21 protein-coding genes are annotated in these 22316 nt (G+C 72.3%); 7 read left to right on the top strand and 14 right to left on the bottom strand.

The genetic code is table 11. The features are described from left to right. Window position 1 precedes the first annotated feature (1 nt). Genes HNR02_RS29150 through HNR02_RS29160 form a run of 3 tightly spaced genes read right to left on the bottom strand, consistent with a single transcriptional unit; the run spans window position 2 to window position 3509 of the window. The gene (locus HNR02_RS29150; RefSeq protein ID WP_179776858.1) at window positions 2-1615 is read right to left on the bottom strand and encodes a (2,3-dihydroxybenzoyl)adenylate synthase; all 1614 of its coding nucleotides are present in this window, start codon (window positions 1613-1615) and stop codon (window positions 2-4) included. Beyond that, complete coding sequence (locus tag HNR02_RS29155; protein WP_179776859.1) at window positions 1612-2727, bottom strand: isochorismate synthase; 1116 nt, start codon at window positions 2725-2727, stop codon at window positions 1612-1614. The genes HNR02_RS29150 and HNR02_RS29155 overlap by 4 nt, the downstream gene beginning before the upstream one ends. Further along, entirely contained in the window at window positions 2724-3509 is a 786-nt protein-coding gene (locus tag HNR02_RS29160) for a 2,3-dihydro-2,3-dihydroxybenzoate dehydrogenase (protein WP_312861207.1), read from the bottom strand. The genes HNR02_RS29155 and HNR02_RS29160 overlap by 4 nt, the downstream gene beginning before the upstream one ends. A gap of 178 nt (window positions 3510-3687) precedes the next feature. Here HNR02_RS29160 and HNR02_RS29165 point away from each other — a divergent pair, with 178 nt between their 5' ends. Continuing rightward, entirely contained in the window at window positions 3688-4902 is a 1215-nt protein-coding gene (locus HNR02_RS29165; protein ID WP_179776861.1) for a cation:proton antiporter, read from the top strand. Here the strand turns inward: HNR02_RS29165 and HNR02_RS29170 are convergent. After that, window positions 4856-6466 carry an SLC13 family permease gene (locus tag HNR02_RS29170; RefSeq protein WP_179776862.1) on the bottom strand — a complete coding sequence of 537 codons (1611 nt, stop codon included), beginning with the start codon at window positions 6464-6466 and terminating at the stop codon, window positions 4856-4858. The two genes, HNR02_RS29165 and HNR02_RS29170, sit on opposite strands and share 47 nt — an antisense overlap. 86 nt (window positions 6467-6552) lie before the next feature. Between HNR02_RS29170 and HNR02_RS29175 the strand changes: the two genes are divergently transcribed. Further along, on the top strand, window positions 6553-7101 hold the full coding sequence (locus tag HNR02_RS29175; RefSeq protein ID WP_179776863.1) for a GNAT family N-acetyltransferase: 549 nt from the start codon (window positions 6553-6555) through the stop codon (window positions 7099-7101). Here the strand turns inward: HNR02_RS29175 and HNR02_RS29180 are convergent. Next, window positions 7093-7695, bottom strand: coding sequence for a TetR/AcrR family transcriptional regulator (locus tag HNR02_RS29180; protein WP_312861208.1), 603 nt, complete (start codon window positions 7693-7695; stop codon window positions 7093-7095). The genes HNR02_RS29175 and HNR02_RS29180 overlap by 9 nt on opposite strands. Before the next feature lie 98 nt (window positions 7696-7793). Between HNR02_RS29180 and HNR02_RS29185 the strand changes: the two genes are divergently transcribed. Continuing rightward, complete coding sequence (locus HNR02_RS29185; RefSeq protein ID WP_312861209.1) at window positions 7794-9095, top strand: cytochrome P450; 1302 nt, start codon at window positions 7794-7796, stop codon at window positions 9093-9095. Window positions 9096-9235: 140 nt separating this feature from the next. Here the strand turns inward: HNR02_RS29185 and HNR02_RS29190 are convergent, their stop codons facing one another. Further along, on the bottom strand, window positions 9236-9853 hold the full coding sequence (locus HNR02_RS29190; protein ID WP_179776864.1) for a class I SAM-dependent methyltransferase: 618 nt from the start codon (window positions 9851-9853) through the stop codon (window positions 9236-9238). On the opposite strand from HNR02_RS29190, the gene HNR02_RS29195 reads away from it, so the two are divergent. Continuing rightward, window positions 9779-10501 (top strand): carboxylesterase family protein, encoded by a 723-nt coding sequence (locus HNR02_RS29195; protein WP_246339307.1) that lies wholly within the window; start codon window positions 9779-9781, stop codon window positions 10499-10501. The genes HNR02_RS29190 and HNR02_RS29195 overlap by 75 nt on opposite strands. 566 nt (window positions 10502-11067) lie before the next feature. Here HNR02_RS29195 and HNR02_RS29200 read toward each other — a convergent pair. Further along, on the bottom strand, window positions 11068-11883 hold the full coding sequence (locus HNR02_RS29200; RefSeq protein ID WP_179776865.1) for a sigma-70 family RNA polymerase sigma factor: 816 nt from the start codon (window positions 11881-11883) through the stop codon (window positions 11068-11070). A 60-nt stretch (window positions 11884-11943) separates the two neighbouring features. Between HNR02_RS29200 and HNR02_RS29205 the strand changes: the two genes are divergently transcribed. Further along, entirely contained in the window at window positions 11944-12609 is a 666-nt protein-coding gene (locus HNR02_RS29205; protein WP_179776866.1) for a nitroreductase, read from the top strand. A gap of 1 nt (window position 12610) precedes the next feature. On the opposite strand, the gene HNR02_RS29210 is transcribed toward HNR02_RS29205, so the two are convergent. Together HNR02_RS29210 and HNR02_RS29215 are read right to left on the bottom strand one after the other, a co-directional pair. Beyond that, window positions 12611-12985, bottom strand: coding sequence for a hypothetical protein (locus HNR02_RS29210; RefSeq protein WP_179776867.1), 375 nt, complete (start codon window positions 12983-12985; stop codon window positions 12611-12613). Between the two features lie 109 nt (window positions 12986-13094). Continuing rightward, a complete protein-coding gene (locus tag HNR02_RS29215; protein ID WP_179776868.1) occupies window positions 13095-13826 on the bottom strand; it encodes a Type 1 glutamine amidotransferase-like domain-containing protein in 732 nt (243 codons plus the stop codon). Window positions 13827-13977: 151 nt separating this feature from the next. On the opposite strand from HNR02_RS29215, the gene HNR02_RS29220 reads away from it, so the two are divergent. Then, a complete protein-coding gene (locus HNR02_RS29220; protein WP_179776869.1) occupies window positions 13978-14964 on the top strand; it encodes an NAD(P)-dependent alcohol dehydrogenase in 987 nt (328 codons plus the stop codon). A 209-nt stretch (window positions 14965-15173) separates the two neighbouring features. On the opposite strand, the gene HNR02_RS29225 is transcribed toward HNR02_RS29220, so the two are convergent. The 4 genes from HNR02_RS29225 to manD are packed head-to-tail and all read right to left on the bottom strand — an operon-like array spanning window position 15174 to window position 20219. Further along, window positions 15174-16214 carry an L-idonate 5-dehydrogenase gene (locus tag HNR02_RS29225; RefSeq protein ID WP_179776870.1) on the bottom strand — a complete coding sequence of 347 codons (1041 nt, stop codon included), beginning with the start codon at window positions 16212-16214 and terminating at the stop codon, window positions 15174-15176. Next, window positions 16211-17578, bottom strand: a complete 1368-nt coding sequence (locus HNR02_RS29230) for an MFS transporter (protein ID WP_179776871.1) — start codon at window positions 17576-17578, stop codon at window positions 16211-16213. Before HNR02_RS29230 ends, HNR02_RS29225 begins: the two co-directional genes overlap by 4 nt. Before the next feature lie 38 nt (window positions 17579-17616). Beyond that, the gene (locus HNR02_RS29235; RefSeq protein WP_179776872.1) at window positions 17617-19014 is read right to left on the bottom strand and encodes a mannitol dehydrogenase family protein; all 1398 of its coding nucleotides are present in this window, start codon (window positions 19012-19014) and stop codon (window positions 17617-17619) included. Then, entirely contained in the window at window positions 19011-20219 is a 1209-nt protein-coding gene (gene manD, locus HNR02_RS29240) for a D-mannonate dehydratase ManD (RefSeq protein WP_179776873.1), read from the bottom strand. The genes HNR02_RS29235 and manD overlap by 4 nt, the downstream gene beginning before the upstream one ends. Window positions 20220-20313: 94 nt before the next feature. Between manD and HNR02_RS29245 the strand changes: the two genes are divergently transcribed. Beyond that, complete coding sequence (locus tag HNR02_RS29245) at window positions 20314-21012, top strand: GntR family transcriptional regulator (protein ID WP_312861210.1); 699 nt, start codon at window positions 20314-20316, stop codon at window positions 21010-21012. A gap of 110 nt (window positions 21013-21122) precedes the next feature. On the opposite strand, the gene HNR02_RS29250 is transcribed toward HNR02_RS29245, so the two are convergent. Continuing rightward, window positions 21123-22265 carry an ROK family transcriptional regulator gene (locus HNR02_RS29250; RefSeq protein ID WP_179777916.1) on the bottom strand — a complete coding sequence of 381 codons (1143 nt, stop codon included), beginning with the start codon at window positions 22263-22265 and terminating at the stop codon, window positions 21123-21125. Window positions 22266-22316 lie beyond the last annotated feature (51 nt).

The raw sequence follows: 22316 nt of genomic DNA on the forward strand, positions 1-22316 counted from the left end.
TTCAGCTCTCCTCTCCGCGCAAGGCACGGGCGATCGCCTGGCGGAGGGCGGCCTTGCTCACCTTGCCGACAGGGGTGTGCGGGAACTCCGCGACGATGCGGATCCGGTCGGGCAGCTTGAACTCGGCCAGACCGCGCTCGCGCAGGAACCGCTTGAACTCGGCCGGGCGGGGCGCCTGCGCCGGGTCCTGGGGGATGACGAACGCGCAGGTGCGCTCGCCGAGGTAGGTGTCGGGCATCGGCACGACCGCCGCGTCGTGCACCGCGGGGTGGGCCAGCAGCTGGTTCTCGACCTCTTCGGCGGCGACCTTCTCGCCGCCGCGGTTGATCTGGTCCTTGGCGCGGCCCTCGACCACGAGGTAGCCCTCCGGCGTGCGGCGCACGACGTCGCCGGTGCGGTAGAAGCCGTCCGCGGTGAAGGCGACCGCGTTGTGCTCGGGCGCCCGGTAGTAGCCGCGGATGGTGTACGGGCCGCGGGTGAGCAGGTGCCCGGTCGCGCCCTCGGGGACGTCCTCGTCCTGGTCGTCGACGATGCGGACCTCGTCGTCCGGCGAGATGGGCCTGCCCTGCGTCGCGGTGATCAGGTCCTCGGGGTCGTCCAGGCGGGTGTAGTTGACCAGCCCCTCGGCCATCCCGAACACCTGCTGCAGCGTGCAGCCGAGTTCGGGCCGGACGCGGCGGGCGGCCTCCTCGCTGAACTTCGCGCCGCCGACCTGCAGTACCTCCAGCGACGACAGGTCCTCCGTCGCGGCACCGGCGGCGCGCAGCCAGGCCAGCGCCAGCGGCGGCACGACGGCCGTGATCGTCACCCGCTCGGACTCGATGAGCGGGAAGACCACCTCCGGCGCGGGCGAAGGCGCGAGCACGACGGTGCCGCCCGCGTGGAACACACCCAGCGAACCCGGTGAACTCATCGGGAAGTTGTGCGCCGCGGGCAAGGCGACCAGGTACACCGAGTCCTGCGTGAGACCGCAGATGTCGGCGCTTTCCCGCACGCTGTAGAGGTAGTCGTCGTGCGTGCGCGGGATGAGCTTCGGCGTGCCGGTGCTGCCTCCCGACAGCTGCAGGAACGCCACCTCGTCCGGCGCCGGTGCGTGTGCCTCGCGCTCCGGGTGCTCGCGGAGGCTGTCGAAGGAGGTGTACCGGCCGGTCTCACCGACGACCACCACGTGCTTGAGCCCGGGCACGGCGGCGGTGACCTGGTCGGCCAGCCCGGTGTAGTCGAACCCGTCGTGGCGGGCCGGGATGACGTAGGCGACCGCTTCCGCGTGCTCGCAGAAGTAGCCGATGTCGGCGAAGCGGTGCGCGGGCAGCGAGAACACCGGCAGCGCGCCGAGGTGGAACAACGCGAAGACCGTCTCGAAGTACTCGGCGGTGTTCGGCAGCTGGACCACCACCCGGTCGCCCGCGCGCACCCCCAGCGCGTGCAGGCCCGCGGCCACCCGTGCCGCCCGCGACGCGAGCTCGGAGTAGGTCCAGCGGCGCTCGCCGTCGACCACCGCGACGCGGTCGCCGTGCGTGCGCGCGGCTCCGGCCAGCAGGTCCGGGAACGTCTGCCCGGTCCAGTACCCGGCCTCGCGGTAGCGGCGGGCGAACTCCTCGGGGAACGGGCTCATCCGGCCATCTCCAATCCCATGGCACGCAACAGGGTCTGGAACTTCGCCGACGTCTCGTCCAGCTCGGCCGCCGGATCGGACCCGGCGACGATGCCGCCGCCCGCGTAGAGCCGCATCGCCTGCCCGGCGACCTCGGCGCAGCGGATCGCGACCGCCCACGCGCCGTCCCCGGTCGCGTCGACCCAGCCCGCCATTCCGGCGTAGAAGCCGCGGTCGAACGGCTCCAGGTCGCCGATAGCCTCCCGTGCGGCCACCGACGGCGTCCCGCACACGGCGGGGGTCGGGTGCAGCGCGGCGGCCAGCCGCAGCGAGGAGACCTCGCGGTCGTGCAGCGTGCCGCGGACCTGGGTGCCCAGATGCCACATCGTCGGCGTCGCGACCAGTTCCGGTTCCGCGGGCACGGTCAGCTCCCGGCAGAACGGCCGCAGCCCGTCCGCGACCGCCTCGACCACCAGCGCGTGCTCGGCGCGGTTCTTCGCCGAGGCGGCGAGCCGGGCAGCGTTTTCCTTGTCCCGCACCGGATCCGGCGAGCGTCGCGCGGATCCGGCCAGCGGGTGCGACCGCACTTCGCCGCCGGACTTGGACACCAGCAGCTCGGGGCTGGCCCCGGCGAGTACCGCGTGGTGCGGCAGCGGCACCGCGAACGAGTACGCGGCCGGGTTACCCGCCACCAGGTTGCGCAGCACCGCGCCGACGTCGACCGGTTCGCGGCATTCGAGGTCCAGCACGCGGGCGAGCACCGCCTTGTCCAGGCGCCCGTCCTCGATCCGGGCGGTGAGGTCGGCGACCGCCGCGAGGTGCTTCTCCGGCTCCGGAACGGGGTTGAAGTGGATCACCTCACCGGTGTCGACCGGGCCCGAGGGCCGCGGCCGCGTACCGGTGCGCACCGTCTCCGGGATGGTGAGCGCGGCGGCGGCGCCGGTGTCGAACGGGAAGGCGCCCAGCGCGATGGCCGGGCCCGCTTCCGCGAGCGCCTGGGCCACCTCGTCGGCGAGGGCGTCCGGGGAGCCGGTGGTCCACGTGCGGACCGCGCCGGAACCGAGGATCGCGCGTTCGGAGTCGGCGAAGAACACGTCCGTCGGCCGGTAGGCGGCCAGCGGATCGGCCGTCATGCCTTGCCTCCCAGTGTGGCGCCGCCGTCGACGTAGAGCTCCTGCAGCGTCACGTGGCCCGCCGCCGGTGAGGCCAGGTACAGCACGGCGTCCGCCACGTCGGCCGGCCGCGCGACCTTGTTCAGCGGGATGCCGACCTTGTAGGTGGCCGGGGACCCGGCGATCAGGTCGGCCTCGGACACCCCCATGCCCGCGAGCATCGGGGTCGCGGTCGACCCGGGCGCCACGACGTTGCACCGGATCCCGTGCCGCGCCAGCTCCAGGCCGAGCGATTTGGTGAACATGGTGGCCGCGGCCTTGGACGCCGCGTACGCGGCCATCCCCACCCTCGGCACCCCGCCCGCGTTCGAGCTGATCGTCACGATCGAACCCGCCCCGCGCGGGACCATGCGCCGGGCCACCGCCCTGCTGACCAGGAAGACCCCGGTGGTGTTGACCGCGAACACGTCCTGCCAGTCCGCGTCCGGCATCGCGGTCACCTCGCCGGTGCGCAGCACTCCCGCCCCGTTGACCAGCACCGAAACCGGTCCGTGCCGACTCTCTACTTCGGACACCGCGGTCTCCACCGCCGCGGCGTCGGTGACGTCCACGGCGCACGCGCGGACATCGAGCCCGCCGGCCGCGCACTTCGCCACCTCGCCCTCCAGGGTTTCCTCCCGCACGTCGGCGGCCACGACCCGCCTGCCCGTCTCCGCGAACGCCCTCACCACCGCGGCGCCGATACCCTGGGCCGCGCCGGTCACCAGGACCACGCCTTCGTCCGCCGATCCCTGCTTCGTCACGGGGCTCATCAAACCTTAGGCAAGGCTTACTTAACAAGCCTATGGGTAGCCTTACTTAAGGTGATCCTTCACATGTTCCGCGGTAGTGACAAGAAGCCCTCACCCGATCAGCCCAGTGCACGCTTGCCCGGACCGACCCGACCATGTTAGGTAACCCTATCCTTATTGTGGGGGTTCGATGAGTACCGAGCAAGTCGTGTTCCTGGTCGCCGATCTGGCTCTGATCATCGTGGTGGCGCGGTTGTTCGGGATGCTGGCACGGCGCTTCGGCCAGCCCGCCGTGATCGGCGAGGTGCTCGCCGGCATCTGCCTCGGCCCGACGCTGCTCGGCGGACTGTCCGGCACCCTGTTCCCCGCCGACGTGCGTCCGCTGCTCAGTGCGCTGGCCCAGGTCGGGGTCGCGCTGTTCATGTTCACCGTCGGACTCGACGTGGACCGGAAGCTGTTGCGGGGCCAGGGAAAGATCGCGGTGGCCACCTCGGTCTGCTCGATCCTGCTGCCACTCGCGCTCGGCGCCGGGGCCGGTCTGCTTCTCGCGGGTTCCCACCCCGGTCCCGACCGGCTGGGGTTCGTGTCGTTCGTGGCCGTGGCGATGTCGATCACCGCGTTCCCCGTGCTGGCCCGGATACTGGCCGACCGCGGACTGCGCGACACGCGCCTCGGTGGGCTCGCGATCGCGTGTGCCGCCATCGGCGACGTGGTGGCCTGGGCGCTGCTCGGTGTCGTGGTGTTCGTGGTGAGCGGCAGCGGCGGCGATTCCTGGCGGCTCCTCCTGTTCGTCCCCTACGCGGCCGTGATGCTGCTGCTCGTCCGACCCGTGCTGCGCCGCCTGCTCGACCGCCGCGGGCCCGGCACCGGCGGATACGCGGTCGTGCTGGCGGGCCTGCTGGCCTCCGGCGCGCTGACCGAGTGGATGGGCCTGCACCTGATCTTCGGCGCGTTCCTGTTCGGCGCAGTGGTGCCGCATGAGGTCACCTGGGTGCGCACCGAGCTGCAGAGCCACCTGGGCAAGCTCAACGACGTGCTCCTGCTGCCGGTGTTCTTCCTGATCGCGGGCCTGCAGGTGGATCTGGCGGTGATCGGGTGGGACGGGCTCGGCGAGCTGGCACTGGTGCTGGCGGCGGCGATCACCGGCAAGTTCGGCGGCGCCTACCTCGGCGCCCGCGGGTCCGGTCTGCCGTCACCGGACTCCGCGCGGCTGGGCATCCTGCTCAACACGCGTGGCCTGACCGAACTCGTCGTCCTGGGTGTCGGCCTGAGCCTGGGCGTCCTGGACGGCGAGCTCTACTCGGTCATGGTCGTGATGGCGGTGCTGACCACGGCGATGGCCGGGCCGCTGCTGCGGTTCACGAGAAGCCGATCACCGACACCATCAGCGGTATCAGCAGCATGATCAGGACGGCGCCGAGCACGTCGAACACCGCGCCGGAGCGGATCATCTTCGTGATCGGCACCGCTCCGGAGCCGTAGACGATCGCGTTCTGCGGCGTCGACACCGGCAGCATGAACCCGAAGGACGCGGCGAAGGTCGCGGCCAGCGCGGGCGTGAACGGATCGACCCCGGCGCCGAGGGCGATCGGGATGACGATCGGCACCACCACCGCGGCCGAGGCGGTGTTGGAGGTCGTCTCCGACACCAGGATCGACAGCAGCACCGCGAAGACCGTCAGCGCGACGCCGGTGGTGAGCCCGAGGGCGCCGGCCAGCCCGTTGCCCACCCGTTCGGCCAGCTCCGTGCCGGCCAGCAGGGATCCGAAGATGATGCCGGTGCCGAACAGCAGGATCGTGCCCCAGTCGATGCGCACGGCCTCCGACCAGGTGAGCGTGAACGTGCGTCGTTTCCAGTCGGTGGGCAGCAGGAACAGCAGCGCCGCGCCCGCGACGGCGACGATGCCCTCGTCCAGGCGGTTGCTCACGGTGTCGTAGGCCGCGGAGTCGTTGCCCGCCACCAGCGCCACGATGCCCGGCGTCACCCACAGCACGACGGTGATCGCGAAGGCGATGAGGGTGTTGCGCTCGGCCCGGGACAGCGGCCCCAGCTTCGCGCGCTCCCCGGCGACGTACTCCTCCACCCCGGTCAGCTTCGTGATCTCCGGGCGGTTGAGCAGGATCAGCACCACGATCAGGACCACGAACATCGCCACGCACGCGGGCAGCGCCATCGTCGTCCACTGCAGGAACGAGATCCGCTCGCCGGTCGCCTCCTCGATCAGGCCGCGCCCGATCAGGTTCGGCGGCGAGCCGATCGGGGTGAGCAGGCCGCCGACGCTGGCGCCGTAGGCGAGCACGAGCATCAGCGCGATGCCCACCCGCAGGCGCAGCGGGTCGAAGCGCTGGTTCTCGCCCAGCTGCCCGCGGATCAGCTCGGCGATGACGGTCAGCAGCCCGACGGCGGTCGGCAGCAGCATCGCCACGGTCGCGGTGTTGGAGATGAACGCCGACAGGACGCAGGTGACGAAGCCGAGCGCGGCGATCACGCGCCACGTGCTCTTCCCGACACCCGGCATGGACAGGATGAAGAACGCGAAGCGCCGCGCCAGCCCGTGCCGCAGCATCGCCTGCGCCAGGATGAACGCGCCGATGAACACGAACACGGTCGACGAGCCGAACGGCTCCAGCACGTCGTCGGCGGGCAGCACCCCGAGCACCACGATGGCGGCGACGCCGATCAGCCCGCCGACCGGGATCGGCACCGGCTCGCACACCCACAGCACCACCACGCCCAGCAGCACCGCCGCCAGCGTCTGCTGATCGGACTCCAGCGCGGTGGGCACGACCAGGAACACGATGGTCACGAGCGGGGCGAGCACGAACCCGACGGTCCGCCGGGCCCGCTCGAACCGCTCCTCCGCCGGGGACAGCTTCTGCTCCGCCAGGCCCCGGTAGGTGCCGCCGGTCAGCAGGGCCGAGGTCACGCTCTCCGTACGCTCACTGGTGCGTTCCTCACTGGTCGACATGACAGGGACGATAGCCTCGTAAGTGATCTGCGTCACTAGCGAAAACCCGCTTTACAGGAAGATCGTCGCCTGCCCATAGTTTCCCGATGTTCACGATCCCACTGGGCGAGGACGCGCGGCTCGAACCGCTCGAACCGTGGCGGGCCGCGGAGTTCCTGGAGCACATGAACCGCGGGCGGGAGTTCATCGGGCAGCACCTGACCATGCCGGACGCGGTGACCGACCTGGAGTCGAGCCGGGAGTACCTGGCGGACTACGCGCGCAAGGCCGCGGCCGACACCGGGCGGATCTACGGCATCCGGCTGGCGGACCGGCTGGTCGGCGGCGTGCTGTTCCGCACCATGGACGTCGAACGCGGCCACGCCGAGGCGGGATGCTGGCTGGAGCCCGCCGCGGCCGGCCGCAGCCTGGCGACGCGGGCCGCGCGCGTGATCATCGGCTGGGCCATCGAGCAGCGCGGCATCCACCGCGTGGAGTGGCGGGTGGCCGCCCGGAACGAACCGAGCATCGCCGTCGCACGGCGGCTCGGCATGACGCGCGAGGGCGTACTGCGCGAGCTCTACCCGCACCAGGGCCAACGGCTCGACGTCGAGATCTGGTCGGTCCTGGCGCACGAATGGACAGCGTCACGCTGAGCCGCTGCCACCCGGCGGCCGGGGCCCGAGGAGCATCATCACGACCTCGGTCGCCACGTCGGCGATCCCGGCCAGGTCGCCGCCCTCCTCCAGGGTGATCGCGATCAGCTCCCGCAGCCCGCCGAACAGGGTGATCGCCAGCGGGCGCGACGGCGGGATCACCCCGGCGGCCTTGAGTTCGGGCGTGTCGGCCAGCGTGCGCATCAGAGCCACGAACGAATCCATCGTCTCGCGCGACAAGGCGCGTCCCGCCTCGCCGAGTGACGGGGCGGCGCGCATCCAGCTCAGGCACAGCGCCGGATCGCTTTCCATCGACGCGATCAGCGCCTCGACCGCCTGTCTGGCCTGCACCTGCCAGGGCGCGCCGCGCTGCACGGTGTCCGCGACCTGGCGCACCATCCGCGCGTTGGTCTCGCGCAGCAGCTCCACGAAGCAGTCCTGCTTGCTCGCGAACTGCTCGTAGAAGGTGCGCTTCGAGGTGCGGGCGTGGTTGACCACGTCGGCGATGGTGACCTCGTGGTACTCCCGCTCGCGGACGGCCGCGGCCATGCCCTGCAGGAGCCGGTCGCGGAACCCGGTGTCGGCGGCGGTCACAGCCGTTCACCTTACCCACCGGCTCGCCGCTTGACCGGACCGCGACTTCCCCTCTACCGTTCGTGGTACCCGGCAGTACCACGACGGAGGTGGTGGGCGTGCTCGTCCAGGACGGCGTGAAACCGGTCGTGCGGTGGGGCATCGGCCACGCCCTGCCCCGCACCGCGCTGCGCGCCGCCGCCCGGCGCGGGGACCTGCAGGCCCGGCTGGTCGCCGAGGCCGCGGTCTCCCCCACCGCCGCGCTGCACGGCCTGTTCGACGAGATCCGCGGTCACGGCGCGCTGTACAAGGGCGCGTTCGCCTACGTGACCACCAGCCACGCCGCCGTGCGGGAAGTGCTGACCAGCAACGACTTCCGCACCGGTGTCGGCGGGGCGGCCGACGGGGTGCTGGCCCGGCTGTCCGAGTGGTCGGCCACCGACGTCCTGCACCCGATCGCGCCGCCGTCGCTGCTGGCGACCGAACCGCCGGACCACACCCGCTACCGCAAGCTCGTGACGCGCGTGTTCACCGTGCGTGCCGTGGAGAAGCTGCGCGAGCGCACCGAGGAGATCGCCCGCGACCTGCTGGACCGCCTCGACCCGTCCGGTCCGGTCGACCTCGTCGAGACCTACTGCAGCCTGCTGCCGGTCACGGTGATCGCCGAGATCCTCGGAGTCCCGCCCGCGCAGCGCGCCCGCGTGCTGGAGCTGGGCACGGCGGCCGCGCCGAGCCTGGACCTGGGGCTGCCGTGGCGGCAGTTCCGCGCGGTGGAGTCGGCCCTGGCCGCGTTCGACGCCTGGCTCGGCGAGCACCTGGACCACCTGCGCGCCAACCCCGGCGACAACCTGCTCAGTCAGCTGGCCGCCGCCCGCGAGGACGGGGTCGGGCTCACCGATCTCGAACTGCGCGCCACCGCCGGGCTGGTGCTGGCCGCCGGGTTCGAGACGACGGTGAACCTGCTCGGCAACGGCATCGCGCTGCTGCACGACCACCCGGAGCAGCTCGCCGCGCTGCGGTCCGACGAGTCGCTGTGGCCGAACGCGGTCGACGAGATCCTCCGCGTCGACCCGCCCGTCCTGCTCACCGGGCGGACTTCTCAGCGCGACACCGAAATCGGCGGCGTGCGGGTCCGCGAAGGGTCGGTGGTCGCCACCGTCCTGGCCGGAGCCAACCGCGATCCGGCGGTGTTCGACGAACCGGCGCGGTTCGACGTGCGGCGCGAGAACGCGCGCGAGCACATCTCGTTCTCCGCGGGCCGCCACTACTGCCTGGGCGCGTCACTGGCACGGATGGAGGGCGAGGTCGGGCTGCGCGCGCTGTTCGACCGCTTCCCGGACCTGCGCCTGACCCCCGGCGCGACACTGCGCGACACCCGTATCCTGCGCGGTTTCGAGCGACTGCCGGCGCGGTTGCGCTGAACGAGAAGCCGGGAAAGCGTGGCTTGACCCGACGGCTCGACAACCGAGGTGGGCTGGGGATCGGGGCCTGGGGAGGTGAGGTCGACCTGGTGGTCGGGTTGCGTTGCCAGGTGCGGCGACAACGCGAACCGGCGGCCGTCCTAAGCGGACACCGCGACGCCGATCGACTCCGCGGAGAACGCCTTCGGCGCGCCCGGTTCGTAGAAGGAGTCCAGCTCCCGCAACTCGAACCCGGCGGTGATCAGCAGCTCGGCGATCGGGCGGGTCAGGTGACAGCCGCCGAAGACGCGTTGCTGCAGCGGGTCGAACCGGTGCTGCCAGCGGCGCACCTTTTCGTCCGGGGCGAGCCCGTGGTCGACGAAGTGCAGCGTCCCGCCGGGCATCAACACGCGACGGATCTCCCGCAGCGCGGCCTCCACGTCCGGGATCGTGCACAGCGTGAACGTCGACAGTGCCGTGTTGCACGAGGCGTCCGGCAGCGGCAGCGAACGCCCGTCCAGCCCGGACCGGGAGATCGGCACCCTCGACGCGGTCAGCCGCGGACCGGCCAGTTTCCACGCCACCTCGGAGGGTTCGATCGCCTCCACCAACGTGACCGCGGGCGGGTAGAACGGGATGTTGTGGCCGGAGCCGAACCCGACCTCCAGCACCCGCCCGTGCAGCCCGGCGCACACCCGCGCGCGATGCGGGTGCGCCGAGGCCGCGCCGCAGGTGGCGTTGACGATCCGCGGCACGATGTGCCGACCGTAGATGCCCATCACGCATACCCCCTGTCGACTCCGACGATACCGCCTCGGCAGCCGTTTCCGTGGCACCCCATCGGGCCATCGGCCACGCGGAACGGAGCCGTCGCGGGCACGGGTGGGCGCGAAGCGGTTCGCGCCACCGGAACCGCCGTCCGGACGGGCGAGTTCGACGCCCGCGAGCCCGGCCCCACCGCACCCCAGGGCGGCACGGAGGTGCCCGAAATGCCCGATCTGACCGCGATCGTGGGCACCGGCTGGGTGCACGGCGCCGACTACCTCAACCTCGACGTGTGGACACCCGACCCGCGCTCGGACCGCCTGCCGGTCATGGTGTTCGTCCACGGCGGCGCCTTCACCGGCGGGTCCGGCGGCACCCCCGGCTGCGACGGGACCCGGTTCGCCGAGGACGGTGTCGTGCTGGTGACCGTCAACTGCCGGGTCGGCGTGGCCGGATTCCCGCGGATGCCCGGCGCCCCGGACATCCGCGGGCTGCTCGACCGGATCGAGGCGCTGCGCCGGGTGCAGGAGCACATCGCGGCGTTCGGCGGCGACCCCGGCAACGTCACCGTGTTCGGCGAGCCCGCAAGGGCGCTCAGCCTCGGCGCCCCGCTCGCGGCGGCGCCTCGCACGAGCTCATCACGGATCAAGCCGACCTCGTGACCACCGCCATCGCCGGTCGCCTCGGGGCGCCCGCCACCGTGGAGGCGTTCGCGGAGATCGACCTGCTCGTGGGCAGCAACACCGACGAGATGAACCTCTACCTGGTCGCCCTGCCCGCGCCGCCGGTGAGCGAGCCCGCGCTGCACGCCGCGGTGTCGGCGCTGCACCCGGACCCGGCGAAGCTCGTCGAGACCTACCGCCGCGAGCGCGGCCTGGACGATCCCGGTGAGCTGCTGTCCGCGGTCGGCACCGACTACATGTTCGCCGTCCCCACCGCGCGGCTGGCGCAGGCACTCCCCGTGCTCCGCCGGGACCTGGCGCTGCGAGTTCACCTGGCGCTCCCCCGCCTTCGACGGGCGGCTCGGCGCCTGCCACGGCCTGGGTGGCGTTCGCGCGCGGCGGCGATCCGGGCTGGCCGCGCCACACGACGGATGAACCCGCGGTGCGGATCGGTCCGGAGTGGACGACCACCGCCGCCGCCGACGGCCCGGAAAGAACGCTGTGGCAGGACGCCCACGTCGCACCGCCGGGGACGGCCGGGCAGATCCGCGCAACCCGCGTGGCGGCTACGGGAGGTCCGGCGGAACCAGCGCCAGCTGCAACCCCCGCAACCGGCCGGGTTCACTGATCAGCTCGTAGCCGCCGATCAGATCACCGTCGACAGTGAACCGGATGACCGACCGGAGACACCCGCGCGGCGCGATCACCAACCCCAGCCCCCCATCGACGAGAACGAGCTCGGCAACCGGGGCATCCCGCCCGAACACGACGATCTCCTCCGCCACCGACCGCGCCCCGCGCATCTCGGGCCGCCCGTCCGCGCGACGCGCCACATCCGGATGCAGCACCGCGAGAATCGTCTCCACGTCACCGACCCGCGCGGCCGCCAGAAACGCCTCGATCACCCGCCGGTGCCGCACCACATCGACCGGTTCCGCCGGCACGCCCCGGACCTTCGCCCGCGCCCGGCTGGCCAGCTTCTTCGTCGTCGCCGTGGAACGATCCACCACCGGGGCGATCTCGCCGAACGGGACGGCGAACACGTCGTGCAGCACGAACGCCACCCGCTCGTCCGGGCTCAGCCGGTCCAGGACCACGAGCAGCGCGCGGCCCACGTCCTCGGCGAGGAGGAACTCCTCGTCCGCACCCGGCAACGGATCCGGGTCCGGCACAGGCTCCGCGCGGGAGCGCTGGCGCAGCATGTCGAGGCACACCCGCGACAGCACCGTCCGCAGCCACCCGCCCGGGTTGCGCACGTCGGTGGTGTCCGCGCGGGCCATCCGCAGCCAGGTTTCCTGCACCGCGTCTTCGGCGTCGGCCAGGGAGCCCAGCATCCGGTACGCCACGCCGCGCAGCTGGTCCCGATGCGCCTCGAAATCCACCGGTCACCTTTCGCCGTCCGCCGTCGTCACCACAGTAGGACCCCGACGAGAAGGGACACTGTGGACGTCTACGAAGCCGTGGCCACGCGCCGAGCGGTGCGCGCCTTCACGAACACCCCGATTCCGGATGAAACGCTCGAACGCGTGCTGCATGCGGCGGCGCGGGCCCCGTCCGGTGCGAACCTGCAACCGTGGCATATCTACGTGGTGACCGGCGCCCCGCTGGCCGAGGTGAAGAAACGCATCGCCGAACGAGTGGCGTCGGGCGACCCCGGCGACGCGCGGGAGTACTCGATGTACCCGCCCGGACTGCGCTCCCCGTACCGAGACCGCCGGTCCGCGGCGGCCGGACAGCGGTACCGCGCACTGGGTATCGCCCGCGACGACGAACAGTCCCGGCACGCGGAGGTGGCCCGCAACTGGGACGGCTTCGGCGCCCCCGCACTGCTGCTGTGCTACCTCGACCGCGCCATGGGCCCGGCCCAGTGGGCGGACGCCGGAATGTACCTGCAGACGGTCATGCTGCTGCTGCGCGCCGAAGGCTTGCACAGCTGCCCGCAGATGGCGTGGTCGGTGTACCGCACGAGCGTGGCGCAGGTGGTGTCCCCATCGGAGCGGCTCGTGCTGTTCTGCGGGCTGTCGATCGGCTTCGCGGATCCTACCGCCGCATACGAACGCATCGCCCGTGCACCGCTGTCCGAGACGGTCACCTTCGTCGGCGGATGAGTCAGAAGCAGGTCGAGTGACCGGGATGCTCGCGCGCGTACCGCTCGACGGCGGCGCACTCGCCGACGTACTCGTGGTAGTCCCCGAAACCGCCGATCGAGCCGCCCCGTGGTGTTTCCGCGTAGACGCCGGGCGCGAGCATCGCCACCGGATCACCGGAGAGGTGCGCGGCGTAACGCGGGTCGATCGTGCTCTTCATCGCGAACCGCGGGTACCCGGAGTCCGGGGCACGCAGGATGGAGTAGCCCGAAAGCGTCCCGCCGCCCTCCGGCGTGTCCCGTCCCAGGGTGATCAGCCCGATCGTGCCGCCGACGAGGATGCCGGCCGCCACCAGCGCCACCCCACAGCCCACCTTCTCCCGCCTGCCCCAGCTCATGACCCGTATGTCGCCGTCACGCGATCGCCGTTACGGCCCGCCCGCAGTTCGTTCCCGCAGCAGGCCGCGGTCTCCGTGGAGAGGCCCTCGGCGGAGGACCACGAGCCGGTCAGCCGACCCGCCGCACGTCGAGCCGCTCCTCGGTGGCGGTGCCGTCCGGGCCGCGCGCCACGCGGTAGGCCCCGGCGCCGGCGCGTTCGGCGAGCGCCCCGGCCATTGCGGTGCCGCGGTAGAGCAGCCCCGCGCCGTCGTCGGTCGCATAGCCCGTGGGCAGTGTGCCGTCCGCGATCAGCGACTGGAACAGCGGCCGCCGCGCGGGTTCGCTGTCGTAGTGGACTCCGTTGGACCACGGCAGCAGCGCCAGGCCGTTGGTGACCGGCCGCAGTTCGGGTCCGAACGAGTCCGTCGTGCCGCCCGCGTGCCAGCAGATCGACCCCGCCGACACGCCGGTGAGCACGACCCCCGCCTGCCACGCCTCGCGCATCACGGTGTCCAGCCCGTGCAGCCGCCACAGGGCCAGCAACCCGGCGACGCTGCCGCCCCACACCCAGATCACGTCCTGCGACAGCAGGTGCTCCCGGACGTCCTCGACGTTCGGCATCGGCAGCACGGCCAGGTGTGAGCCCGTCCAGCCTTCGCGCCAGGCGTTGTCGAAGAACGTGGCCGCCAGGCGGCGGTCGTCACCGCAGGCGGTGCCGAGGAAGCACACGCGTGGCGCCCGGCCGGTGACCCCGGCGAGGTCGACGGCGTGACGGGTCAGGGGCCCGACCTCCCAGTCGAGCCGGGCCGAGGCACGCAGACCGCCGGAGGTCGCGAGGATCGTGGGTTCGTCCGCTGCCACGCCCGCGATCCTAACCGGGACACGTCCTGCCTGCTTCGTGCCGACAACGAACGGCTGCATCCGGGCAACCACCACCTCAGGTTTGTTCCGGATACCGCTCTCGCCCGCTTCGTCCTACGGTCGCTGCAATGCCGCGGATCCGGAGGTTCCGATGAAGGCGATCGTCCAGGACACCTACGGCTCCCCCGAAACCCTCTCGCTGCGGGAAACCCCGCAGCCGTCCCCCTCCGCGCGCGAAGTGCTCGTCCGGGTGCGCGCGGCCGCGGTCAACGCCTACGACTGGCACATGATGCGCGGCGACCCGTGGGTCATGCGGCTGGCGCACCGCTCCACGCGCGAGCCCCGCGCCCGCATCCGCGGCCGGGACCTCGCCGGAATCGTCGAATCCGTCGACGACGAAGTCACCACGCTGCGTCCTGGCGACGAGGTGTACGGCGACACCGGTGAAGAAGACGGCGCGTTCGCCGAATACGTGTGCGTGGCGGAAAACAAGCTCGCTCCCAAGCCCGGCAAGCTCACGTTCGAGCAGGCCGCCGCGGTTCCGCTGGCGGGCACCACCGCGCTCGTCGGGTTGCGCGACGCGGGGAAGCTCCAGTCCGGGCAGCATGTCCTGATCAACGGCGCGTCCGGCGGCGTCGGCACGTTCGCCGTGCAGATCGCGAAGGCGCTCGGCGCGACCGTGACCGCGGTGTGCCGCACGCGCAACGCCGAACTGGTCGCCGAACTCGGCGCCGACCACGTCGTGGACTACACGCGTGAGGACTTCACCCGCGGCGAGGCGCGTCACGAGCTGGTGCTCGACCTCGTCGGCAACCGGTCACTGGCGGAGTTCCGCCGGGTCCTCACCCCGGACGGCACGCTCCTGCTCTCCGGCGGCGGAGTTTCCCGTGGCGGCACCCTTTTCGGCCCGATGGCGCTGATCGTCCGGGGCCGCCTCACGTCCCGGTTCGTCAAGCACCGGATCGGCGAATTCTCCGGATCGTCGAACCGGGACCTGCTCACGTCGCTGACCGAATTCATCGAGTCCGGGCAGGTCGAGCCGGTGATCGACCGCAGCTACCCGCTGGAGAGGACCGCGGAAGCGATCCGCTACCTGGAGACCGAGCACGCCAGGGCGAAGGTCGTGCTCACCGTCTGACCGCCGCCACGCGCAGGGTCATCGCGGCGTCGGGTGGACGAGGTGAAGCTCTTCCCTCCCGTGGTCCCGGTCCGAGCGCGGCCGTGATCCCGGTCAGGTGCAGCACGTCCGCCCGATGGCCACAGTGGACTCCGCTCCCCCGATGCCCACCGGCAGCACGGATCCGCCGGTGGCGCGGCCCCAGGCCGGGGTGGACAGCGGCGCCGGCGTCACGACCGTCGTGATCCACCCAGCTTCAGCAGGACCTTGCTGCTGCCGCTGCCCCGGTCGGCGGCGACCGCGAGCGCCTCGCCCGCGTCGTCCAGGTCGAAGGTGTGCGTGATGATCGGCGAGACGTCCAGGCCCTCGCCCAGCGCCCGCACCGCGTCGGTGATCTCGTCGACGAACCGGTAGGAGCCGGTCCAGCTGATCTCGCGGGTGACCAGGTCACCGAGCACGGACGGCGCCGGTTCCCCCGGCAGGTTGCCGACCTGCACGAGCGTGCCGCCCCGCGCGGTCGCCCGCAGCGCACCGCCGAGCGCGGCGGGTGCGCCGGAGGCTTCGAAAACCAGCTCGACATCCTCCGGCAGCGCGGCACCCGATCCAAGGTCGACGGTGTGATCGGCGCCCAGCCGCCGGGCGATTCCCAGTGCCGAGGGGGCGAGGTCCGCGGCGATCACGGTGGCCGCACCGGCGAACTTCGCCGCCGCCACCACGAGGCATCCGATCGGCCCGGCACCGTTGACCAGCACCGTCCGGCCGGTCACGTCACCGGCACGGTGCACCGCGTGCATCGCCACGGCCAGGGGTTCGGCCAGCGCACCCTGCCGCGTGCTCACACCGTCGGGCAGCGGCCGCAGCTGACCTGCCCGCACCACCCGCAGTTCGCTGAACCCGCCGTCGGTGTGCGGGTGGAAGGCCGCCGAGCCGAAGTACCGCACGCGGGGCAGCAGGTTGGTGCGCCCGGCGATCCGCTCCGGCAGCGCGGCGTCCCCGACCGGCTGTGCCGGGTGGACGGTCACCGCCGTGCCGATGTCCACGGTGGTCACCCCAGGGCCGAGACCGGCGACGCGCCCGGCGACCTCGTGGCCGAGCACCAGCGGGTCCTTGAGCACGGCCGTCCCGGAGGCGCCGTGGCGCCAGTAGGCGACGTCGGAACCGCAGATGCCGCCCCACTCCATCGCGACGAGGACCTCGCCGGCACCGGGCACCGGATCGGCCAGGGTGTCGACCCGGACGTCACCGGGGCCGTGCACGACGACCGCTTTCATGCCGCGTCCTCCAGCCGGACCAGGTCACGGTCGCGGGTCTCCGGCGCGAGGAAGGCCGACACGAACGTGATGAGCGAATAGACGATCAGCATCGCCGCGATGGGCCACCAGTGCCCGGTCCAGGCGGTCAGTGACGCGGCCAGCACCGGCCCGATCGCGGTGGCGAGGATGCCGCCGATCTCCTTGGCCACGGCCAGCTGGGTGAACCGCGTGCGGGAGCCGAACAGCTCGGCCATCGTCACGCTCTCCAGCGAGAACAGGCCGAGCACGCCGATGTTGAGCCCGACGATCATCGCGATCGTCAGCCCGGCCGTGCCGCCGGAGGCGATGGTCAGCATCATCGGCACCGCGATCAGCACGGTCAGCAGCGACAGACCCAGGTAGACCGGGCGGCGGCCGTACTGGTCGCCCAGCAGGCCCACCACCGGGATGGTGACGAACCCGAGCAGCGAGCCGTACACGATCGCCGCGGTCGGCACGGACTTGTTCACCATCAGCTCGGTCGCGATGTAGCCGACCAGGAACGTCTGCACCAGACCGGAGTTGCCCGCCTGCCCGAACCGCAGCCCGAGCGCCAGCAGGAACGCCTTGCCCTTGCGTTGTTTGAGGCCCGCCTCGATGGTGCTCTCGCCGGACTCCTCGATCTCCTTGCGGGACAACGCGACGCCGTTCACGACGTCCGGCCGCTCCTCGAAGACCGGGCTTTCCTTGAGGTTGGCACGGACCCACACGCCGAACAGCAGCATCACGAAGCTCAGCAGGAACGGCAGTCGCCAGCCCCAGCTCAGCAACTGCTCGTCGGACAGGACCGCGAGCAGCACCGCCCACAGACCGGACGCCGCGAGCGTGCCGGAGTTCGTGCCCAGCGACACCAGCGACGAGATCAGGCCGCGGCGCTGGGCCGGTGCGTACTCGGTCAGCATCACGGTCGCACCGGCGATCTCCGCGCCCGCGCCGAAACCCTGCACCAGGCGCAGCGCGACGAGCAGGATCGGCGCGGCGATGCCGATGGTCGCGTACGGCGGCAGCACACCGATCAGCGTGGTCGACACACCCATCAGCGCGATCGTGACGAACAGGACCTTCTTGCGGCCGATCCGGTCGCCCATCCGTCCGAAGTAGACCGCCCCGGCCAGTCGCGCGACGTAGCCGACACCGTAGGTCGCCATCGCCGCGATCAGGCCGATCGCCGGGCTGACGTTGGGGAAGAAGATCTTGTTGAACACGATCGCGGCGGCCAGCGAGTACAGCTGGAAGTCCATGAACTCCATGGCCGTGCCGAGCCAGCCGGACACGGCGGCCCGGCTGAGGTCCCGCGTCGTCCTGGTCACGGCCCCCTCCGCCGTCTCGGTGCTGTCGGTCATCGTGCGCTCCTTCGCTTCACGGGGCAGGGCGGGGGTCGTCAGAGGGTGACGCGCCCGGCGCGGACGGCGGGCAGGTTGTCCGCGATCGCGGCCACGACTGCGGGGTCTTCGGCCAGGTCCGCGCCGCCGACCGTGGTCAGCAACCGCGCGAGGGCAGTCCGGTCCCCTGGCGCGTCCCAGCAGGCGGCCAGCTCGGCCGCCGCCGGGTCGGTGGTGCCGTGTGGCCGGCGGGTCGCGTGCGCCCACGCCGCCAGCGCCAGGGCCAGCACCGGGCCGGTGCCGCCCCGTTCGCGCAGGACGGGCAGCCAGCGCTCGGCGATCTTCAACGAGCCGTCCGAACCGATCTGCCGCAGCTCGTGGCCGATCGCCGGGTTGGCGAACCGCTCGACCAGTGCGTTCACGTAGGCGGGCACGTCCAGATCCGAGTCCGGCAGGGTCGGGGCGACCTCCGCGGTGAAGCCCCGGACCAGTGCCTCACCCCAGCCGGTGGCCAGGACGTCGGCGACGGTCCGGCATCCCGCGGCGAGGCCGAGGTAGGCCATCGCGGAGTGCGCGCCGTTGAGCAGGCGCAGCTTCATCAGCTGGTGCGGCGCGACATCCGGGACGAGCAGCGCGCCGTCGGCCTCCCAGCGCGGGCGCGACGCCGCGAAGGAGTCCTCGATCACCCACTGCCGGTACGGCTCGCCCGCGACCGTCATCTCGTCCCGCACCCCGAGCGCGGTCGCGGCGGCCTCGCGGTCGGCTCCGGTGACGGCGGGCACGATCCGGTCGACGACCGTGGACGGGAACGCGACCGACTCGTCGAGCCAGCGCAGGAAGGCTTCCGGCCGGCGCGCCGCGGCGGCGAACCCGGTGAGCACGGTCTTGAGCGCGGCGCCGTTCCCGGCCGCGTTGTCGCAGGACACGACGTTGACCGGGGCACCGGAGGTCCGGAACCGGCTTTCGAGTGACGTGGTCAGCCTGCCGATGACGGTGCGCGGCGGCGCTCCGGCGAGGTCGGCCGCGATCGCCGGGTCGGTGGTGTCGAGGCGGCCGGTGCGGGGGTCGCGGAAGTAGCCCTTTTCGGTGACGGTCAGGGTCACGACGGTCACCTCGGGGCTGGTGAGCAGGGCGTCCACGCGGCCGGCGTCGGGCACCATCTCCAGGGCTTCGACGATCGAGCCGACGACCCGGATGCCCCCGGCGGGCCCGCGGTCGGCGACCGAGAACAGGCAGTCCTGGGCACGCAGCGCCTCGACCGGCCACGGTGACCGCGGTGCCACGGCGGCGATCCCCCACGGCTGGCCGGCGGCCTCGGTGTAGACGGCCTGGTGCGCGCGGTGGAAGGCGCCCAGTCCGAAGTGGACCACCTTGGCTTCGAGGTCGCGCGGATCGGCGAGCGGGCGGTGCTCCGGTGCCAGTGTGTCCAGTGTGGACCGGGACAGGGTCGTGCTCACCAGTCGTGCACCGAACCGTCGAGACGGCGCGCCACCGGCAGGTAACGCGGCTCGTAGGGGAACTTCTCGGCCGCCTTCTCGTCGTACTCCACGCCCAGGCCCGGCTCCTCCGACGGGTGCAGCATCCCGTTCGCGAAGGACACCCCGCCCCGGAACACTTCCAGCGTTTCCGGCACGTGCGGCATGTACTCCTGGATGCCGAAGTTGGGGACCGCGAGGTCGACGTGCACGGCCGCCGCGAGGGTGACCGGCGACAGGTCGGTCGCGCCGTGCGAGCCGGTGCGGACCTGGTAGAGCGCGGCGAGGTCGAAGATGCGGCGCAGGTGCGTGATGCCGCCCGCGTGCACCACGGTGGTGCGGACGTAATCGATCAGCTGCTCGGTGATCAGGTGCTGGACGTCCCAGATGGACGACAGGTTCTCACCGACCGCCACCGGTGTCGTGGTGTGCTGCCGGATCAGGCGGAACGCCTCCTGGTTCTCCGCCGGGGTCGGGTCCTCCATCCAGAACAGGCGGCAGTCCTCGACACGCTTGCCGAAGCGGGCGGCCTCGATCGGGGTGAGCCGGTGGTGGACATCGTGCAGGAGGTGGAAACCGAACCCGTGTGCCGCACGCACGGCCTCCAGATAGGACGGTGCGAAGTCCAGGTAGTCCTCGGTGGACCAGGGCTGTTCGTCGGGCAGGGAGGTGGCGGCCGGTTCGTAGACCACGCCCTTGCGCACACCGTAGGTGCCGCCGACGCCGGGCACGGCCGCCTGCGCGCGGATCGCGCGGTAGCCCTGCTCGCGGAAGCGGGCGACGTCGTCGAGCAGTTCGGGCACGTCGGCGCCGCTGGCGTGGGAGTAGACCAGGACGCCGTCGCGGGAGCGGCCGCCGAGCAGCTGGTAGACCGGCAGGCCGGCGACCTTGCCCTTGATGTCCCACAGCGCGGTGTCGACGGCGGCGATCGCGGTCATCGTCACCGGGCCGCGGCGCCAGTACGCGCCACGGTAGAGGTACTGCCAGATGTCCTCGATGCGTGCCGGATCGCGGCCGGTGAGCAGCGGGACGACGTGGTCCCGCAGGTAGCTCGCCACGGCCAGTTCACGGCCGTTGAGGGTCGCGTCGCCCAGGCCGGTCACGCCGTCGGACGTGGTCAGGCGCAGGGTGACGAAGTTGCGGCCCGGCGAGGCCACGAACACCTCGGCGCGCTCGATCGTGCTCACGGAAGCTCCTTCGGTGTGGCAGTACTTGTATACAAGCACCCGTCGTACAGTGCGTCAACTAGTGCGGCAGCCGTTGTCGGCTAGTGTCGGCGTGGTGACGGAACGAGGGCGCACGAACCGCAGGCTCGTCTACGAGAAGCTGCGGCGGAAGGTGCTGACGCTGGAGCTGCCGCCGGGGGCCGCGCTGTCCGAGAACGAACTGGCGGCTAGTCTCGGCGTGAGCCGCACCCCGGTGCGGGAAAGCCTGATCCTGCTCGCCGAGGAGGGACTGGTGCAGGTGTTCCCGCAGGTCGGCTCGTTCGTGTCGCGGGTGGACCCGCGGCGGGTGGCGGACGCGCAGTTCCTGCGGGAGGCGGTCGAACTGGCGGCGCTGGAGGACCTGCCGGAGTCGCCGGACGTGGCCGAGCTGGAGGAGAACCTGGCGCGCCAGCAGGAGCCGGGCATCGACCTGGAGGAGTTCTTCGCGCTCGACGAGGAGTTCCACCGGGGCCTGCTCGAGCTCAGCGGGCACGACCCGGCCTGGCCGACGGTCGTCTCGGCGAAGGGCCACCTCGACCGCGCCCGTCGGCTCGGCCTGCACGAGGCCAACACGCCCGAGGTGTTCGCCCGGCAGCACGGCGAAATCCTCCGCGCCGTGGCGGCGCACGACATCCCGCTCGCCCGCGAAACGATGCGCACCCACCTGCGCGAGGTCTTCGCCGACATCGAACGCATCCGGGAACGCAAGCCCGACCTGTTCGCCTCCAACACCGGCACCACCCCCGTCCGCCGCAACGTGGTCGTCTGGGAATAGCCAACACACCGCCCCCGCCGGCCAACACGCCAGCGGGAACGGCCAACACGCCGACGCCCCCGCCGTGTTGGCCGCTCCGGGCGGCGTGTTTGCTGGTGCGGGGCGTGGGGTCAGCCTTCGATCCAGGTCAGGGGGTCGGCGATCACCCGGGCGATCACGTGGCCCGCCGCGCCGCGCAGGGCCGCGTCGGGGCCCAGCTTCGAAGCCCGCACGGTCAGCCCCGGCGCCAGGCGCTCGACCACCCGGCGCCGGAAGTCCGCGCCGAACGCCGCCAGGCGACCGCCGAGCACGATGGTCTCCGGATCGAGCAGCGCCCGCACCGAGACCAGCGCCTCGGCCAGGGCCTCGCCCGCCCGGTCCAGCGCCCGCACCGCCGCCGGATCGCCGCGCCGCGCCCGCTCGGCCAGCGGCTCCGCCCCGCCCAGCAGCCGGGCGGTCCCGGGATCGGCCACACCGGCCGCCGACGCCATCGCGGCCCGGCCCGCGTAGAGGTCCAGGCAACCACGCCCCCCACAAGGACACGCGTCACCGCGACGACGGACCGGGACATGCCCGAGGTCGCCGGCGAGCGTGACCGCCGGGTCCAGCGGCGCGAGCCCGATCACCTCCTCACCGCCCAGGTACAGCCAGTCCCGCGCCGCCCCGGCCTGGTACTCCGCCAGCGCCGCGCACGCCACCTCCCCGGCCACCACCACGTCCAGCCCGTGCAGGTCCAGTGCCCGCAACTCGCCCGCGACCAGCGCCCGCGCGTCGACCTCCCGCCAGCCCAGCGGCAACGCCGACACCAACCCGGACCGCACCGTCCCGCCGATCGCCACGCCGACGCCCGCCACCAGCCGCCCGGCGGTCGTGGCCTCGTCGAACAAGCGCCGCAGCACCGGGCGCGCCGCGCGCACGCCCTCCTCGGCGCCCGCACCGGCCACGTCGAACCGCCGGATCTGCCGCGCGAGCGGACGCCCGGACAGGTCCAGGATCACGCCCGCGATGTGCCCGGCGCCGAACTGCAGGCCCAGCGCGACCGGCCCGTAGGGGTCCAGCACCAGCCGCCCCGCCGGACGGCCCGGCACGCGCCCCGGCTCCGGCCCCAGGTCCCGCACCAGCTCCGCCCCGGTCAGTTCGGTGACCAGGCTCGACACCGTCGCCTTCGTCAGCCCGGTCCGCTGCGCCAGCTCGACCCGCGACACCGGAGCGTCCCGCGCGATCAGCTCCATGACCAGCGCGGCGTTGTGCCGCCGCATCGCCTGCGCGCCCATCGCTTCCACGTTCGTCAGTTTAGTGAATTGACGAACCCTGGCGAGAGTGAC

This window comes from Amycolatopsis endophytica, assembly GCF_013410405.1.
GTDB classification, from domain to species: Bacteria; Actinomycetota; Actinomycetes; order Mycobacteriales; family Pseudonocardiaceae; genus Amycolatopsis_E; species Amycolatopsis_E endophytica.

Coding starts and splice junctions, on each gene's coding strand:
- HNR02_RS29230 (WP_179776871.1), bottom strand. CDS start 17,578: ATGACCGACAGCACCGAGACGGCGGAGGGGGCCGTGACCAGGACGACG.
- HNR02_RS29170 (WP_179776862.1), bottom strand. CDS start 6,466: ATGTCGACCAGTGAGGAACGCACCAGTGAGCGTACGGAGAGCGTGACC.
- HNR02_RS29225 (WP_179776870.1), bottom strand. CDS start 16,214: ATGAAAGCGGTCGTCGTGCACGGCCCCGGTGACGTCCGGGTCGACACC.
- HNR02_RS29175 (WP_179776863.1), top strand. CDS start 6,553: ATGTTCACGATCCCACTGGGCGAGGACGCGCGGCTCGAACCGCTCGAA.
- HNR02_RS29150 (WP_179776858.1), bottom strand. CDS start 1,615: ATGAGCCCGTTCCCCGAGGAGTTCGCCCGCCGCTACCGCGAGGCCGGG.
- HNR02_RS29250 (WP_179777916.1), bottom strand. CDS start 22,265: ATGGGCGCGCAGGCGATGCGGCGGCACAACGCCGCGCTGGTCATGGAG.
- HNR02_RS29210 (WP_179776867.1), bottom strand. CDS start 12,985: ATGAGCTGGGGCAGGCGGGAGAAGGTGGGCTGTGGGGTGGCGCTGGTG.
- HNR02_RS29155 (WP_179776859.1), bottom strand. CDS start 2,727: ATGACGGCCGATCCGCTGGCCGCCTACCGGCCGACGGACGTGTTCTTC.
- HNR02_RS29195 (WP_246339307.1), top strand. CDS start 9,779: ATGCGGGTGCGCCGAGGCCGCGCCGCAGGTGGCGTTGACGATCCGCGG.
- HNR02_RS29165 (WP_179776861.1), top strand. CDS start 3,688: ATGAGTACCGAGCAAGTCGTGTTCCTGGTCGCCGATCTGGCTCTGATC.
- HNR02_RS29190 (WP_179776864.1), bottom strand. CDS start 9,853: ATGGGCATCTACGGTCGGCACATCGTGCCGCGGATCGTCAACGCCACC.
- HNR02_RS29220 (WP_179776869.1), top strand. CDS start 13,978: ATGAAGGCGATCGTCCAGGACACCTACGGCTCCCCCGAAACCCTCTCG.